The organism is Salmonella sp. 741265073_HBA, assembly GCF_046569105.1.
Classification (GTDB): domain Bacteria; phylum Pseudomonadota; class Gammaproteobacteria; order Enterobacterales; family Enterobacteriaceae; genus Salmonella; species Salmonella enterica.
The window spans coordinates 118,410-134,881 of record NZ_JBKFRY010000012.1; the positions used below are offsets into that span (position 1 = coordinate 118,410).

General features: G+C 49.4%; 13 protein-coding genes. 11 read left to right on the plus strand and 2 right to left on the minus strand.

Translation table 11 applies throughout. From position 1 onward, the window contains the following. Positions 1-73: 73 nt before the first annotated feature. The 3 genes from dnaJ to ACLD3P_RS16540 all read left to right on the plus strand — a co-directional run bounded on the left by dnaJ (position 74) and on the right by ACLD3P_RS16540 (position 2,911). Positions 74-1,213: a molecular chaperone DnaJ gene (dnaJ, locus tag ACLD3P_RS16530; RefSeq protein ID WP_001119009.1), complete on the plus strand. Its 1,140-nt coding sequence runs from the start codon at positions 74-76 to the stop codon at positions 1,211-1,213. Between the two features lie 279 nt (positions 1,214-1,492). Then, entirely contained in the window at positions 1,493-2,440 is a 948-nt protein-coding gene (locus tag ACLD3P_RS16535; RefSeq protein ID WP_024797406.1) for a LysR family transcriptional regulator, read from the plus strand. A gap of 126 nt (positions 2,441-2,566) precedes the next feature. Beyond that, complete coding sequence (locus ACLD3P_RS16540; protein ID WP_000026889.1) at positions 2,567-2,911, plus strand: phage holin family protein; 345 nt, start codon at positions 2,567-2,569, stop codon at positions 2,909-2,911. Between the two features lie 60 nt (positions 2,912-2,971). Here the strand turns inward: ACLD3P_RS16540 and ACLD3P_RS16545 are convergent, their stop codons facing one another. After that, positions 2,972-3,505, minus strand: coding sequence for a glycoside hydrolase family 108 protein (locus ACLD3P_RS16545; RefSeq protein ID WP_001068135.1), 534 nt, complete (start codon positions 3,503-3,505; stop codon positions 2,972-2,974). Between the two features lie 16 nt (positions 3,506-3,521). Further along, positions 3,522-3,965 (minus strand): transcriptional regulator, encoded by a 444-nt coding sequence (locus tag ACLD3P_RS16550; protein WP_411006504.1) that lies wholly within the window; start codon positions 3,963-3,965, stop codon positions 3,522-3,524. 380 nt (positions 3,966-4,345) lie between these two features. On the opposite strand from ACLD3P_RS16550, the gene ACLD3P_RS16555 reads away from it, so the two are divergent. The 8 genes from ACLD3P_RS16555 (at position 4,346) to ACLD3P_RS16590 (ending at position 16,458) form a co-directional block, all read left to right on the plus strand. Continuing rightward, positions 4,346-6,445, plus strand: a complete 2,100-nt coding sequence (locus ACLD3P_RS16555; protein ID WP_115286385.1) for a glycosyl hydrolase family 18 protein — start codon at positions 4,346-4,348, stop codon at positions 6,443-6,445. Positions 6,446-6,537: 92 nt separating this feature from the next. Continuing rightward, positions 6,538-9,534 (plus strand): chitinase, encoded by a 2,997-nt coding sequence (locus ACLD3P_RS16560; protein WP_131046629.1) that lies wholly within the window; start codon positions 6,538-6,540, stop codon positions 9,532-9,534. 280 nt (positions 9,535-9,814) lie between these two features. Beyond that, positions 9,815-10,519, plus strand: coding sequence for a winged helix-turn-helix transcriptional regulator (locus ACLD3P_RS16565; protein WP_076725957.1), 705 nt, complete (start codon positions 9,815-9,817; stop codon positions 10,517-10,519). Between the two features lie 429 nt (positions 10,520-10,948). After that, positions 10,949-11,491 carry a fimbrial protein BcfA gene (locus ACLD3P_RS16570; protein ID WP_131046628.1) on the plus strand — a complete coding sequence of 181 codons (543 nt, stop codon included), beginning with the start codon at positions 10,949-10,951 and terminating at the stop codon, positions 11,489-11,491. A 100-nt stretch (positions 11,492-11,591) separates the two neighbouring features. Beyond that, on the plus strand, positions 11,592-12,278 hold the full coding sequence (gene bcfB, locus ACLD3P_RS16575; RefSeq protein WP_000742551.1) for a fimbrial biogenesis chaperone BcfB: 687 nt from the start codon (positions 11,592-11,594) through the stop codon (positions 12,276-12,278). Positions 12,279-12,282: 4 nt separating this feature from the next. Next, positions 12,283-14,904, plus strand: a complete 2,622-nt coding sequence (gene bcfC, locus ACLD3P_RS16580) for a fimbrial usher BcfC (protein ID WP_134945055.1) — start codon at positions 12,283-12,285, stop codon at positions 14,902-14,904. Further along, positions 14,905-15,912, plus strand: coding sequence for a fimbrial protein BcfD (locus ACLD3P_RS16585; RefSeq protein ID WP_131046626.1), 1,008 nt, complete (start codon positions 14,905-14,907; stop codon positions 15,910-15,912). It abuts the gene before it with no gap. Further along, entirely contained in the window at positions 15,913-16,458 is a 546-nt protein-coding gene (locus tag ACLD3P_RS16590) for a fimbrial protein BcfE (RefSeq protein WP_001082038.1), read from the plus strand. Positions 16,459-16,472 lie beyond the last annotated feature (14 nt).

Sequence of the window (16,472 nt, forward strand, 5' to 3'; positions counted from 1 at the left end):
CGGGTAATTACTGGCACGGGCGAAGAGGTTTCCTCTCCGCCCGTGTATGCATGTTAAGGGCAGATAAAAAGAGATGGCGAAAAGAGATTACTACGAGATTTTAGGCGTTTCCAAAACAGCGGAAGAGCGTGAAATCAAAAAGGCGTATAAGCGCCTGGCCATGAAATATCATCCGGACCGCAATCAGGGTGATAAAGAGGCCGAAGCTAAATTTAAAGAGATTAAAGAAGCCTACGAAGTGCTGACCGATGCGCAAAAACGCGCAGCCTACGATCAGTATGGTCACGCCGCGTTTGAACAAGGCGGTATGGGCGGCGGATTTGGCGGCGGCTTTAATGGCGGCGCTGATTTCAGTGATATCTTTGGTGACGTTTTTGGCGATATCTTTGGCGGCGGGCGTGGTCGCCAACGTGCGGCGCGTGGGGCTGATTTGCGTTATAACATGGATCTCACCCTGGAAGAAGCGGTGCGTGGCGTGACCAAAGAGATCCGTATTCCGACGCTGGAGGAGTGCGACGTTTGCCACGGCAGCGGCGCGAAAGCTGGCACGCAACCGCAAACCTGTCCGACCTGTCATGGTTCTGGTCAGGTACAGATGCGCCAGGGATTCTTTGCTGTACAGCAGACCTGCCCACACTGTCAGGGACGCGGTACGCTGATCAAAGATCCGTGCCATAAATGCCACGGTCATGGGCGTGTTGAAAAGAGTAAAACTCTGTCCGTTAAAATCCCGGCGGGCGTGGATACCGGCGATCGTATTCGTCTGGCAGGCGAGGGCGAAGCGGGCGAGCATGGCGCACCGGCAGGCGACTTGTACGTTCAGGTCCAGGTGAAACAACACCCTATTTTCGAGCGTGAAGGCAATAATCTTTATTGCGAAGTGCCGATCAACTTTGCGATGGCGGCGCTGGGCGGTGAAATTGAAGTGCCGACGTTAGATGGTCGCGTGATGCTGAAAGTACCGAGCGAAACACAAACGGGCAAGCTGTTCCGTATGCGCGGCAAAGGCGTGAAGTCCGTACGCGGTGGCGCGCAGGGCGATTTGCTGTGCCGTGTGGTGGTTGAAACGCCGGTCGGTCTGAGCGAAAAACAGAAGCAATTGCTAAAAGATCTTCAGGAAAGTTTTGGCGGCCCGACGGGAGAGAAAAACAGCCCGCGTTCAAAAAGCTTCTTTGACGGCGTGAAAAAATTCTTTGACGATTTGACTCGCTAATCTTTTTCCCGTTGTATTTTTCTTCAGCCCGGGTGCATATCCGGGCTTTTTTCTGCCTGTACGCGCCCAGGCTTCTGCTAAACGCATCGTATCCTCTCATTTGTTGGTATTTTGTTTTACTGATAAACAAATTGATGTTAATCAGCAGGTTTGTATACGCTCATTCTTTAAAAAAACGTGATGTGATGACATTAACGATTGCTTTTTTAGATGCTGTGAATTGATTTATCTTGAGTATTATCTATATTGCTTTTTTTAGTTTCCGGAGGCAGACAGCGAATGGGATCGAAAGGTGCCAACAAGAGCTTTGATTATAATTTAATCAAAATTCTTGACGCTGTTATTTTGTCAGGAAATGCGGCTATGGCGGCAAAAAAGTTAGGCATTACACCGGCTGCCGTCTCTATGGCGTTAAAGCGCCTGCAGAGTTATTACCCGGAAGAACTGTTTAGCAGAGGGAAAGGCGGGCTCATCCCCACAGCTAAGGCTGTCGACATTCACCAAAATTTCAGTCAGGTGATGAAACTGGTGGATGACACATTTCTCTGTAATAGCAAAAAAGATGAAGCGTTCCAGATAACGTTATTAGGCAGTGATATTGTTGAAAGCTATTATCTTTCTCAGCTCTATAACAGCGATATATTTGACCGTATTTTGATAAATCATTTCACTGTCAGAAATATGAGTCGGGAGCATATCAGCGAACTTCTGTTTACTGCGCAAGGCGATCTGTTGATTAGTGCCGAACCTTTGCTGGAGTCCGGCATAGAGAATCAAATTATTGATAGTTTTAAATCATTTGTTTGTATCTGTAGCAGTAAACACATGCTGAGTACCCTCTCACAACTGTCGCTACATCATTTTTATTCTTCGCGTCATGCGTTATATCAGCCGGGAATGGGGGCTTCAGTGATATATCATGATAGCGAGTTATTTAAGGATGAGCTTTACTATACTGGCAGGCGTATTGTCGGCTATCGCAGTGATTCGCTTAACGGTTTGATGAGCATGATCGAACGAACCTCATTGATTGCATTGATGCCTTTGAAATTAGCGCTTTTTTATAAAAACCATCGTAAATATGACATTAAATTTATTCAGCCTCCGCCCGAACTGGCTTTGAAGTCAGTTCAGGTCTATGCATCCTGGAATAAAAATAGTAGAAATATATCGACGATTAATGAGATGGTAAGTATGTTACAAACGCTTTCCTCCTTCCGTCGCTAATACACCTCATTTTTACGCTTTGATTTAATATGGTTTTAAATGATGTGCTTTGATTTTTACCCTTCTGACAGGGCGCTTACACTCCTTGTGTTAATTATTCATTTATAATGATTTCGGAGTGTTAAAATGTCTATTCCCAACCATGTGTCGACAACGGAAGTTGTGCTATTGGAGCTAGAGATCTTACTCACTATTATTTCGATTGGCGCGTGGGGAGGCTTTGTCAGCTATCTTTTACGCAAAGATAAGACAGAATATAATAGTTCTCATGAAAGTATAAAATATTGCTTAACGCAGATCGTGATTTCTTGCTTCACCAGCTTCTTGTTAAGCGCGATTGCGATCGAAAAAGAATGCAGTTTCAACATTGTTCTGTTGGCGGCAGGCTTAGGCGGTGTTTTCGCGAGTCCGATCTTAAAAATTCTTGGGCGGCGGATTAAAAAAATTATCGAAGGAAATAATTCAGATTAATTATCATTCGCAGTATCAGGCTCATCCGTGAGCCTTTTACGCGTCTTTTTTCAGCCTGGTCTAGGTCACTCTATTTTTGATCCAGCCATAAATAAATTGTTCGTTATTGTGGTTTTTCTCAGCAACGTTTAAGTAGTACGTGCCCTGACTGCAATTGAGGGCTTTCACCAAAACGGCTTCCCCTTCCTGGCCTCGCCAGGCCAAATAATGTTCGAGAGCGGCAAGTGTCCGCGGGCCAATATTGCCATCCACATGAACATCCGGGTAGCGTTTACCTTGGTGATTAAAGACGTTCAACCAGCGTTGCAGCCACGCGCTGGGGTGGTAAGCGCCTATGTTGACTGCCGCATCGCACAGCTCGAAGGAGACTGGCCACGATAGCGTCGAGATGACGTCAAAGCCTGGTTTTATCCAGTAATCCTCTTCGAGAATCGCGTAGGCTTCGGCGCGGGTCAGATCTCGCATATCGCCAGCATAGCCATGCGCTCGCGCCGTGGCTTCGGTAATGCCCCAATGGGTGGCGCCGCCTTTATCTTTAGGGTTAAATACGTAACCGCCTTCAAGCGCAATAATTCCATCTATAATTGGATTCATCTTCCCTTTCCTTCGCTTAGTGAATATGCAGATACATGAGAGAACCTAACGTTACTGAAAATACGGTCGTCAGGGCAGCGATGGTTTGCCGTACAATCTGTTTTTTTCTTCCCTTTGTTTCGCTATCCGTCGCGATAATGGTGATATCACTATTAACTTTGAGGCCTTGTCTTGGAATGGTAATAAAAAGATCGTTAATACCAAGCGCTTTAAGGTCACGTCTGATTAAATAGAGAATCTGCGTTAGATTTGCATCATTAACATAGTGGCTTCGACTTCCCCATAACGCGGTGGTTATTTTTTGTCGCTCGATAATCTCCAGATGAGCATTCTCGATGATGAAACTGAGACATTTGGCTCTCATCGCAGTCATTTTAATAACCTGTGAATTTGAGGCCGTTCTCAGTTCATATTTACCTTCATTGTAAATGCAGTTGCTATTAATGATATAAGTTTTCATAACGTCTTCCTTTAGAAATGTACATCCTGGTTGTCTGTGGTGACTATATTGTATGAGAAATGTCTTAATCCAATAAATGTCACTGGTTTTATTGTATTGTCATTGTCTATAGCGAGTGTAATCACATTATTTCATTGAAATTAAATGATATTTAATTACATGATAAATGATATTTACTATGCTCTCACCAGAACGGACTAAGCGGGCGCTGAGAGATGTTGTTTTCTCTTCGATAGACGGTGTTGTTAACCTCATTTTTATGATTTTTATATCATCTAAAAAGATGATGTTTTGTGATTAGCTATTTTTTATGCCTGTAACGATTATGGACCCCGCAGAACGAGCTGCGACAATTTTGAAACGTAAAAGGAAATTTGAAAATGGCTACAAGCAAACTGATTCAAGGCGATACAATTACTGAAACTACTCATGCAGCGAATGGTTTTGACCCTGCAACAAGCGATGATAAAATAAGCTATACTTCCGCTCGTGTTGCGAAACCGGTATACAATAAATATAAAAATTCCACGACTAAACCGAAGGTATTCGGTTATTACACCGACTGGTCACAGTATGACAGCCGTCTGCAAGGCAATATGTCCCAACCGGGCCGTGGTTATGATTTAACCAACGTTTCACCGACGGCTTATGACAAACTGATTTTCGGCTTTGTTGGCATCACCGGTTTCAGAAAAATTGATAAAGAAAACCGCGACGTCGTAGCAGAAGCGGCAGCACAGTGCGGCAAAGTGAAATATGAGCCGACCTTCCTCGATCCGTGGGGCGATTTCCAGTCTTATATCAACCTGGGTTTTGAAACCAGCGGCTGGGATGTTGATCCGAAAACCGTGACCCAGGCTAACGCCAAAGGTATGCTGGGCGCGCTGCGTGATATGCAGGCAAAAGCGAAAGCCGCAGGTCACACGCTGGCGCTCTCCATGAGTATCGGCGGCTGGAGCATGAGTAACGGGTTCCACGAAACCGCCGCTTCTGACTCTTCTCGTAAAATCTTCGCCAAAGGCGTGGTGAAACTGTTCAAACAGTTCCCGATGTTCAGCGAAGTGGATATTGACTGGGAATATCCGAACGATGAAGGGGCGGGCAACCCGTTTGGTCCGGAAGATGGCGCTAACTACGCGCTGCTGATTGCCGAACTGCGCAAACAGCTGGATTCTGCTGGTCTGAGCAATGTGAAGATCTCTATCGCGGCTTCCGCGGTGACCACGATTTTTGATCACGCTAAAGTAAAAGATCTGCTGGCTGCTGGCCTGTATGGCATCAACCTGATGACCTATGATTTCTTCGGTACGCCATGGGCGGAAACTCTTGGCCACCATACCAACCGCAAAGCGCTGGAAGAGGGCGGCTGGGCTGTCGAAACCATCGTTGATCACCTGCTGGCGGAAGGTTTCTCCGCTGATCGTATCAACATCGGTTATGCCGGCTATACCCGTAACGCTCGTCAGGCAGAAATTGAATCCCTGTCGCCGCTGAAAGGTTCTTATAACCCGGGAACAGGTGACACTACAGGTTCTTTCGAATCCGGCACCAGCGAATGGTATGACGTCATTTATAGCTACCTGGATCTGGAAAACCAGAAAGGTCGTAACGGTTTCAACGTTTACACCGACCAGGTCGCTGACGCTGACTACCTGTATAGCCCGGAATCCAAACTGTTTTTATCCCTGGATACGCCGCGTACTGTCAAAGCAAAAGGCGAATATGCAGCGAAACTGGGCCTGGGCGGCGTGTTTACCTGGACTATCGATCAGGACAACGGCGTACTGGTTAACGCCGTGCGTGAAGGTCTGGGTTATGAAATCGAATCTGAAGTTATCGATATGGAACCGTTCTACTTCGAAGGTATCAATGTAGAAAATGGTGAAGAACAGAGCGATAGCGACGACGCGCAGAAAGTCAACCACGCGCCGAAAGCGGCGATTGAACTGATGGTCGTAGGCGGATCTACGGTACAGCTGTCTGGCGCAGGTTCTTCTGATGAAGATAGTGATGAGTTGTCCTTTAGCTGGGGCGTGCCTTCTCAAATCGCTGTGGCAGACAAAACGGCAGAAATCATTGAGGTTGTGGTACCGGAAGTTAGCGAAAAAACAGCCTTTCAGTTCACCCTGTTTGTACGCGACTGCTACAACGAACCGTCCTCTCAACAGCGCTTTGTTCTGACGGCTGTGCCTGCGCTATCTCAGGTTCAACCGGAACCGGAAGAGGAAGAAGAGATTATCGTTCCTGTACCGGACGAGGAAGAAGATACCACGCCAGCTGAGGATGATACGCCAGCAGATGACAAAACGTCACCTTACGCGCAGTGGGATGCTTTGACCGTTTATGGCGCAAACTGGGGTTCTTTCGAAATCGTTAGCTGGAAAGGCCATAACTATCAGGTGAAATGGTGGTCTATGGGCAACCAGCCTGACCTGAACTGCGGTGTCGGCGGTGCATGGACCGATCTTGGAGCTTACTAATACACGGCATTAAGCACGATGTATTGGGCTTCATGATTCAAGCCCCGGTTTACCGGGGCTTTTCTCCACCAGGGACAGAGGAAGAGTAGACCATGACCATTTCCATCCATGCCAGCGCATTTGACGTCAACAGCTGGTATCAAAAAATCACCTTAACCTTTATTAATGAGAGCGGTAATGCGGTCGATATGAACCATGCCGCAATATCATTCACGGCTTCCGGGCACATCGATCCATGGGGAAATAGCGGCGGTACGCTCAAAGGGAACCTGCCGCTTACGCTGAATGATAGTTCTTATGGCACGCTGGAAACTAACAACATCATCATTAATAACAGCGATGCATTACTTCTTCAGCCGGGCGAACGCGGGACGCTCTCTTTAAGTCTCGCGGCGACGCAGGTGCCGGTAAAAATGTCCGCCATCACCTTGACGCTGGCGTCATCGTCATCCGAAGACGCAGAGTCTGAAACCCCATCCGATCAGGAGACGCCAGCGATACCCGCCGCAGACGAACAACCCGCCGAACCCGATGTGCCGGAAAAGGACAATGACCTTCAGGAACGCGGCCTTACGCTTAACGTTAGCGAGTTGAATACCGCGAGTTGGTATCAACGCGTCACCTTTACGCTGACCAACCTCTACGCTCAGGCGGTAGATCTCAATCAGCTTCAACTGAATTTTACGGCCAGCGCGCACCCCGATCCCTACAGTCCGTTTCAGGGAACAATGCTGGGGAATCAGGCCGTGACGCTGGCCAGCGATGGGGGATGGCCCATCGAGAAGAATACAATCACCATTAATCATGACGGCGCGCTGATGCTGGCGGCGGGGGATACCGTCGAATTACAGTGCTATCTGGCCGCCACGCAGATGCCAGTTGCCATCAGCGATTTGAGCGCGACGTTGGCCCATGACCCTGCCCGTCAGGGAAAAATTTGTGTTCATTTTCCTGCCATGACGCAGACCGTGGCGCTCAAACCGGCGATTGAGCTGCTGTTTCCTGCCGGCGAAACCCGGCGCTTTGTCGGTGAGTGGGGAGAGGTTCTGACAATAAGCGATCTTAGCGCAGGAACGTATCGGCTTACCGTACCGGTACTGGCGAATGATGAGATGCAAATCGCGCCAGTCGAGTCCTCTTTTACCGTTACGCTGCAAACCGGCGATGCCGCCGCGCAGGTCCAGGTATCCTGTCTGCCGATTGTCCGTTATGCCAGCGCGCGTCTGATGATTGACGCCCCTGCGCTTGGTAATGCGAAATTGACCGTTGAGATCGCCGATGCTACGCAAGCGGATGAGCGTACCGTCACGCTTATCGCCAACCAACCGCAGTTAATCACCCGGCTACTGGCGGGGCATCATTATACGGTCAATCTGCAGCCTGCGATGATTAATAACCGCTTTATATCGGCCCCCATACAGCTTACGGGTTTTATCCCTGCCGCGGCGCAGGTTGCCGAGGTTGCTGTCGCTTACCAGCAGGCAGCGATCGACACGGCGAGTTTCGTAACGGTGGATGCCACTCTACTGGGCCTGCCTGATGGCGTCGCGCCGCAGCGTTATCTGTTCAGCAGCGGTAAATATCAATACTCATTAATGCTGGAGAGCGGTAGCGATCGGCAGACGTTGGCATTACGCTTTGCGCCCGGGCTGTATGATGTTCAGACGGACGATATTTTCATCGACAGCGTGCCGTGGCGTTGTGAACAGGCCGGGCCGCTACGGTTATTGCAAAAGGTCAACCATGTGGCGCTGGAGTTTCTGCCCGGCGTGACGCTACAGGTAAAAGGTTGGCCTGATTACCTTGCTCATGGCGGCGTGACGGTTAACGCGCCAGAGACGGTTTCTCTTTATCGCGATATACCGTTTAGCGCGTTGTTTAAATACGATGGTTTTGACGGCGGCGGCGATCCGGTTCCGGCCGCGGAGGTTGACGTGAACGGGGATGGTTTTCTGGATTACGCGACGTTACCGATCCATAAAACCGTTGCGCTGGTGCGCCAGATAGAAAAAGAAGCCGGGCGTAGCGTCATGCCGGTAATGGTTATTTATACCGCGAATGCCAGCGGCGGTAGCGCGCTGGCGGATTTACAGGATGCGCAAAAGCTACGTAACCATTTTGGTAACTTTATTACCCAGTGTCTGGCGGCGCAGTCATACAAAGATGAGACGCATCCTGTCCCGGCTACCTTTGTGCTTAACCCGGATTTTCTGGGGGCGCTACAGCAAGGACCGTATGGCTATACCGTAGTACGGCAAAAAAACAGTGTGCCGGTGAATGCCCAACTGGCGGCGGCGATACAAGCATTACCGGCGATGGCTGGCTTTATCGCGCCTTCGTTGCCGACGTTTAGCGACGATCTCTACGGCTATATTCAGGCGGTGAACTATCTTGTTCGTCAGTTTGCCCCGGACGTGGCTTTTGGCTGGCAGACGAATGTCTGGGCGACAGGAACGGCGGACTGGGTGCTGCGCGATACCGCTGATCCGGTAGCTGAAGGGCAGGCGATCGCCGAATTTATTCATGAACTGGGCGTTTATAGCGGAGAATATGCGCCGGACTTTATTGCGTTTGATAAATTTGAGCGTGACTGTTTCAGTCCTGATGCGCTTGCCCACTATGGCTGGAATGCGACATGCTGGCTTAATTACCTGGCGATGGTCAAACAGGTGACGAAAGCGCTGCTGACGCCCGCCATGCTGTGGCAAATCCCAGGCGGCCATATGCCTACAGTAGAAGAGGGTGTCAGTAAAATCAGCGCTGCGCACTTTGCATCTGGCGGAACCTTTTTTATGGGTGACGCCCGCATTGGCAGCGATCCTGACACGCTCTCTTTGCAGCTACTCAATACGGCCTTAAATAGCGCGACTTACGGCGTCCCGACCGTCGGCGACTTTTTACGTAAAGATAAAGGGTATGACTGGAGCCAGATGCAGGCGCTGAACCTACCGGACTTTAACGTCTTTTCGATCTTATGGGGCGGTGGTTCTACTATCAGTATTACGACAATCCATTCTAACGGTGAAGACGGCGGCTGGCTGGCGGATAAAATGGTAGAGTATTATGCTGCTCCACGCTATTTCAGATAATATCACTGCTTATTTGCATTAATCTGGACTATTAGTTTGAGATTCGAAGGTGCGTTCTTTCGAATCTCTTTTCCTGCGCCCCCTGACCTCTCATTCTTTATGCGTAATTCGTTATTAATTTTCTGTAATCATTTTGTATTAAGAATTGTCTTAATCTTAAAAATATTGCGTATTAGTGCCTTGTGAATACAGAAATACTGCATAGCGATGTTATTTATTATTAATTTAAGCGTTTTTTGAGAGGTTATACTGTGACGCTACATTGAGTAGACAACCGTTAATGAAAAAAATGATGAACGACGCTTTTGCTAAAGATAATAATGAGAATTCATTACACTCTTTTCTTTTTTCTCAGCAGGCTAAACCTCACGCGGCGATTGATGCCTTATTTTCGGCCTTGTTGCCATTTGGTCAACCGTTTACGCTGGGTATCGGCGATGAGTTTTATTTACAGGCAAATGATGAACACTACATTGTATTACTGGAGTCAGGCGTTGTTTCTTTCTGTCGTGATGACAACCGACTCCATATATCTTCATCGTTTGCGCCATCGGTCGTGGGTATGGTTGACAGCTATGGCGCTACCTATAACGTCCCCGCGCGACCGGAACACTTTTTGCTCGCAGAAACGGTTTGTACCGGTAGATTTGTTCGCCTGACGGATTTTATAAAAATCGCCGATGAATGCGATTTGTGGCACGACGTGGCCCGTTGTCTGGCTTACCGTCTGATGGTGATGAGCGCGCGCGATCGTGAATTAGTCGGCGTCGATTCTTATCTGAAAGTTCGGGCGCTGCTGACTGAAATCTGGGCTTATCCACAGGACTACCGGGAAAGCATTATCGTGTTGAATTTTATTCAACGACGTACCGGGATATCGCGTAGTCGGACCATGAAGATTCTGTCTGAACTAAAAAAAGGCGGGTATATCCATATTGATAATGGGCGGCTGACGGCGCTCGGAAAACTGCCAGTGGCGTATTAATACACTATCCGCAACGATATATTTACATATCTCGACTGAATTTGCCTGTTATCGTTAATAAAATGTTTTATTGAAAATTGTTAAGAAGATTATTTTTAAAAAGTCAATATGACTAAAGGGGATAGGCCGAGCAGCTGGTGTAAAGTCAATATAAAACAACATGTTACATCTAGTCCTTTAAAACCAAATGTCGATGATTGCAACTTGCCGTTGGCTTGCTAATAATTAATAACATCGTTATCTCATTATAACGTAAAGATTAACTCACGACGTTGAGTGGCTGTTTTATTGCTTCTGATATTTATATCAGAACAAGAAGACACTTTTTTTCGCATAAGAAAAAGTCGTGATATTGCTGTGAAGAAATATCAGCAGCCGTTGCGTTAAAAAATCTGATTATCCTCATTTTTATATTTAAAAGGAGCTTGAATGAAAAAGCCTGTACTAGCATTAATGGTCTCTGCGATTGCCTTTGGCGGAATGTTGTCTACCGCGCAAGCGGATACTACAACCGTCACTGGCGGTACGGTAAATTTTGTCGGACAGGTCGTTGACGCCGCCTGTTCTGTTTCCGCTGACTCTGTCGATCAGACCGTGACATTAGGCCAGGTTCGCGCCAGTAAATTAACCGAGGCCGGTATGGTGGCGAATCAAAAAGAAGATTTCACCATTAAATTGGAAGACTGCGATACTCAGACCAGCCAGAATGCAGCGGTGATTTTTAATGGCCAGCAGGACGCAAACCAGCCGGGGTCGCTGGTGAATACCGCTGGGGCAGGTTCGGCGACGAATGTGGCATTACAACTTTATGGACCAGATGGCCAGGCGCTGAATATCGGTGAATCGTCCAGTACTGTTACCTTGAACGATGGCGAAAACGTTATTCCGCTTAGCGTGGATTATATCGCTACCGGTACGGCGACTGCCGGTAATGTTAGTGCGACGGCGACATTTAGCATGGTTTATTCCTGATTCCTTATCGGGATTTTTTTCTCGTCTGTTGGGAGGCGAGAAAGGGGCGTTACGCGCGTCACTGCGCGTAACAAACCGACGGCATCAGGATATTACGCAGATGAAAAAAAACGTACCGATTTTCCTTCGATTATTGCTACTGCTGTCGGCGGCCGGCCTGTCGTTTGCCGCGCAGGCGGGAGGCATTGCGCTGGGCGCGACCAGGGTGATTTATCCGCAGGGAAGTAAGCAAACCTCCTTGCCGATTATTAATTCTTCTGCCAGCAATGTTTTTTTAATTCAGTCATGGGTCGCCAATGCCGATGGTTCACGCTCGACGGATTTTATCATCACGCCGCCTCTCTTTGTGATCCAGCCTAAAAAAGAAAACATATTACGCATTATGTATGTCGGGCCGTCATTACCGACCGATCGCGAAAGCGTATTTTATTTAAACAGTAAAGCGATACCCTCTGTCGATAAAAATAAACTGACCGGCAACTCCCTGCAAATTGCGACGCAAAGCGTGATTAAGCTATTTATTCGCCCGAAAAATCTGGCGGAGGCGCCAGCTCATGCCCCGTCGACGCTTCGCTGCCGTAACGAACGCGGCCAGCTAACGATTACTAACCCTTCGCCGTACTACGTTTCGATGGTTGAACTGTACAGCGCGGGGAAAAAGCTGCCGAATACTATGGTACCGCCGAAAGGCGCGATCACTCTCCCGGCGACGCCCGGCCAGGTATCTTTGCGCACGGTAAACGATTTTGGCGCAACGACGCCAGCACGCGTTTGTCCAGCTTCATGATGTTATGCGTAATCAGCTTTTCATGACGCGATATTACTCCAGCGCAGCTAAACCCGTATTAACCCCGCTGGCGTTGGCTATCGCACTGGCGCCTGCGCCGGGGTGGGCGGAGAACTATTTCAACCCGGCATTTCTGTCTGACGACCCGTCTGCGGTGGCCGACTTATCGACCTTTTCTCGTAATGCCCAGGCGGCGGGAATGTATCGCGTTGACGTTTACCTGAACAATACGTTTCTCGCGACCAGAGACATAGCCTTCCAGGCGGTGAAAACGACGGGAAAAAGCGCGCCAACCGATGACAGCGGATTACGCGCCTGTCTGACGCCTGAAATGCTTAAAAATATGGGGGTAAACACCGGGGCGTTTCCACTGTTGGCGAAGGCGGCGGCGGGAAGTTGCCCGGATCTCGCCAGTGCGATACCGGCCGCCCGGACCCGCTTTGATTTTGCGCAGCAACGTCTCGACATTAGCATCCCGCAGGCGGCGATGGTTGCCAGCGCCAGAGGCTATATCCCACCGCAATACTGGGATGAAGGTATTAACGCGTTGTTATTGAATTACACCTTTACCGGCGCGAATAGTCAGGATCGGAGCCCCGGCGGCAGTGCGGAGAACAGCTATTTTCTTGGATTGAATAGCGGCCTTAATCTGGGGGCCTGGCGGTTACGCGACTACTCCACATGGAACGCGAATAGCGGCGATCAGAATAGCGACAGCGACTGGCAGCACATCAGTACTTATCTGGAACGTGATGTGGTCTTTTTGCAGGGAGAACTGACGGCAGGCGATAGTTATACCCCCTCCGCATTATTCGACAGCCTTCCTTTTCGCGGGCTACAACTGGCGTCTGACGACAATATGTTGCCAGACAGCATGAAGGGCTTCGCGCCGACCATTCACGGCATTGCCAGAAGCAACGCGCAAGTGACCATTCGGCAAAACGGCTACATCATCAATCAGCGCTATGTGCCGCCCGGGGCATTTACTATTAATGATCTCTATCCCACCGCCGCCAGCGGCGATTTGACTGTGGAAGTCAAAGAGTCCGACGGTTCTATTAATCGCTATAACGTGCCCTATTCCGCCGTTCCGATTCTACAACGAGAAGGGCGGCTGAAGTATGCGGCGACGGTGGCGGAGTATCGCAGCGATAGTAGTCAAAAAGAGAAGGTGAAATTCAGTCAGGCGACCTTGATATGGGGGTTACCGCATGGTTTTACGCTGTATGGCGGAACACAACTTTCCAGTCATTATCACGCGCTGGCGATCGGCAGCGGCGCAAATCTGGGTGACTGGGGCGCGGTGTCGCTGGATGTCACCCAGGCTACCAGTACGCTGGCGGATAATAACACCTACCAGGGGCAATCGCTGCGTTTCCTGTATGCCAAATCGCTTGCACAGTCAGGAACCAATTTACAGCTTATGGGCTATCGTTATTCAACCTCGGGCTTTTATACGCTGGATGATACCACGTGGAAACGGATGAGCGGCTATGACGATGACAGTCGGACTGACAGCGATAAAAGCAGGCCGGAATGGGCGGATTATTACAATCTTTATTATACCAGGAGGGGGAAGGTACAACTCGATATCAATCAACAGCTAGGCGGGTTGGGATCGCTTTTTATTACCGGCAGTCAGCAAAGTTACTGGCACACTGACGAAAAGGATTCTTTGTTGCAGGTGGGATACAGCGATACGCTGGCGGGTATTGCATGGAGCGTTTCTTACAACAATAACAAATCCGCAGGCGATGCGGAGCGCGATCAAATTTTCGCGCTGAATATCTCGGTGCCGCTAAGTCAATGGCTGCAACACGATGATGAGGTCACGCGCCATCACAATGTTTACGCTACCTTTAGCACCAGTACGGATAAACAGCATAACGTTACGCAGAATGCGGGCCTTAGCGGCACACTGCTGGACGAAAACAATCTTAGTTACAACATACAACAAGGTTATCAGAATCACGGTATTGGCGAAAGCGGCGCCGCCAGCCTGGAATACGATGGGGCGAAAGGCAACGCCAACATTGGCTATAACGTTAGCGATAACGGCGATTACCGGCAGGTGAATTATGGCCTGAGCGGCGGCCTGGTGGCGCACGCGCATGGAGTGACGCTAAGCCAGCCGCTGGGCAATACCAATATTTTGATTGCCGCGCCGGGCGCAGCCAACGTCGGCGTTGTCGACCAGCCGGGTATTCATACGGACGCGCGTGGCTATGCGGTGGTGCCGTATGCGACGACATATCGCCAAAACCGTATGGCGCTGGACGTTAACGCGATGGCTGATGATGTCGATATTGATGACGCGGTGACTCGCGTTGTGCCGACCGAAGGCGCGCTGGTTCTGGCCCGCTTTAAAGCGCGAGTCGGCGCGCGTGCCCTGGTAACGCTGAATCATAACGGTAAGCCTGTACCCTTTGGCGCAACGGTGACGGTGAATGATCGCCATGCGGAGGCGATTGTTGACGAGGCCGGGGAAGTCTATCTTTCCGGGTTGTCAGCGCAAGGCATTCTGCACGTTCGCTGGGGGAATCTGCCGGATCAACAGTGTGTCGCGTCCTATCATCTCTCTTCCTCCCGTCAGATTCTGAGTCGACAACATGCGGAGTGTCATTAAATGAAAATACCTCTTTTATTTGCTCTGCTGGCGGGAAGTGTCGTATCGCAGTACGCCTTCGCAGACGTGTGTAAAAACGTTAACGGTGTACCTTCCAGTATTAATTACGATTTAACGACCACTCTGACGGCAGAACAAAACCAGGTGGGAACGACGGTTCAACTGGAGAAAAGTCAGGAAGTCAATGTACAGGCGGTGTGTCCCGCCGGCGCGGCGACCTATAGCCAGACTTATCGCTCCTATGTGTCGCAATATCCGGTCGTAGAAACGAGCGGTAACTGGAAATATTTAAAGCTGGACCCGGACTATCTTGAAGGCGGAATGCGAATTGAGGATTCTGCGGTGGGCGATATCTATCCGCCAATGAACAATGTCCTGATGGGATATGATGAAAATGTGAAAGCGGGTCAACCGTTTTACGTTCGTGACTCAAATCTGGAGTTTCAGCTCAAAATTGTTAAACCGTTCGTCGGCACGGTGAATATTAGTCCTAAGACTATGTTCAATGTTTATGTCATGACCGCCGCAGGCGATCCGCTGACAGATGTCGTGTACAGCATTCTTTATAGTGGAACGGTGACCGTACCGCAAAGCTGCGAAATCAACGCCGGACAAACGATTCTGGTGAATTTCGGCGCATTGTACAGTGGCAATTTCAACCATGCAGGCCAAAAGCCGGAGGGGGTACGAGCGAAAAAATTTAGCGTACCGGTAAAGTGCAGCGGTCTGGATTCGCAGGTCAATTTAACGATGCGTCTTATCGCTACGCCGGATAGCCACGTTCCCCAGGCTATCGCTTCGGATAATGCGGATGTCGGCGTAGTGGTCGAAACCGATGAAGGAAACGCGCTTATCCCCAATGATGCACAGAGTGTCGCGCCTTTTATCACCGATAGCGCCGGACGCGCTAACATCACATTGCAAGCCTACCCGGTAAGTACAACAGGCGAAACGCCAGCGGAAGGGGCGTTTACCGCGCTGGCCAGCCTGCGAGTGGACTTTGACTAAATGAACAGATCACATTGCGCTCTTTTTGCCATGGGACTGATGCTGTGTCCACAAATCAATGCCAGCGCTGACGACCTCGCTTATAACCTCGAATTTACCGGCACTATTGTGGCGCAAACCTGCGACATAGATATTTCCAGCCTCAGTCAAAGTATTGATTTAGGGCAGTTTGCAGTTGGCGATTTTCCTTCGACAGGAACAACGACAAAATTTAAGCCCTTTAATATCAACCTCAAAAATTGTTCCCGAGGAATTGCCGGGGCGAAGATCTGGTTTACCGGCGAACCCGATCCGGACAATCCCGCGCTACTGGCGATAACCGATACCGGGATGGGAAGCGGAAACATGTTAGCAAGCGGGGTAGGGGTGGAAATTCTGAATGATGATCAGGATACCATCAGTATCAATAATGCCGACTCAGTGGTCTATCCGTTGAAAGCCGGACGCAACACGCTGTCTTTTTATATTCGCTATAAATCGACCCGGCCTACGGTCACGTCCGGGAACGCGACGGCGGTCATGTATTTCGATATGCAGTATGAATGAGGAGCCATCGTAAT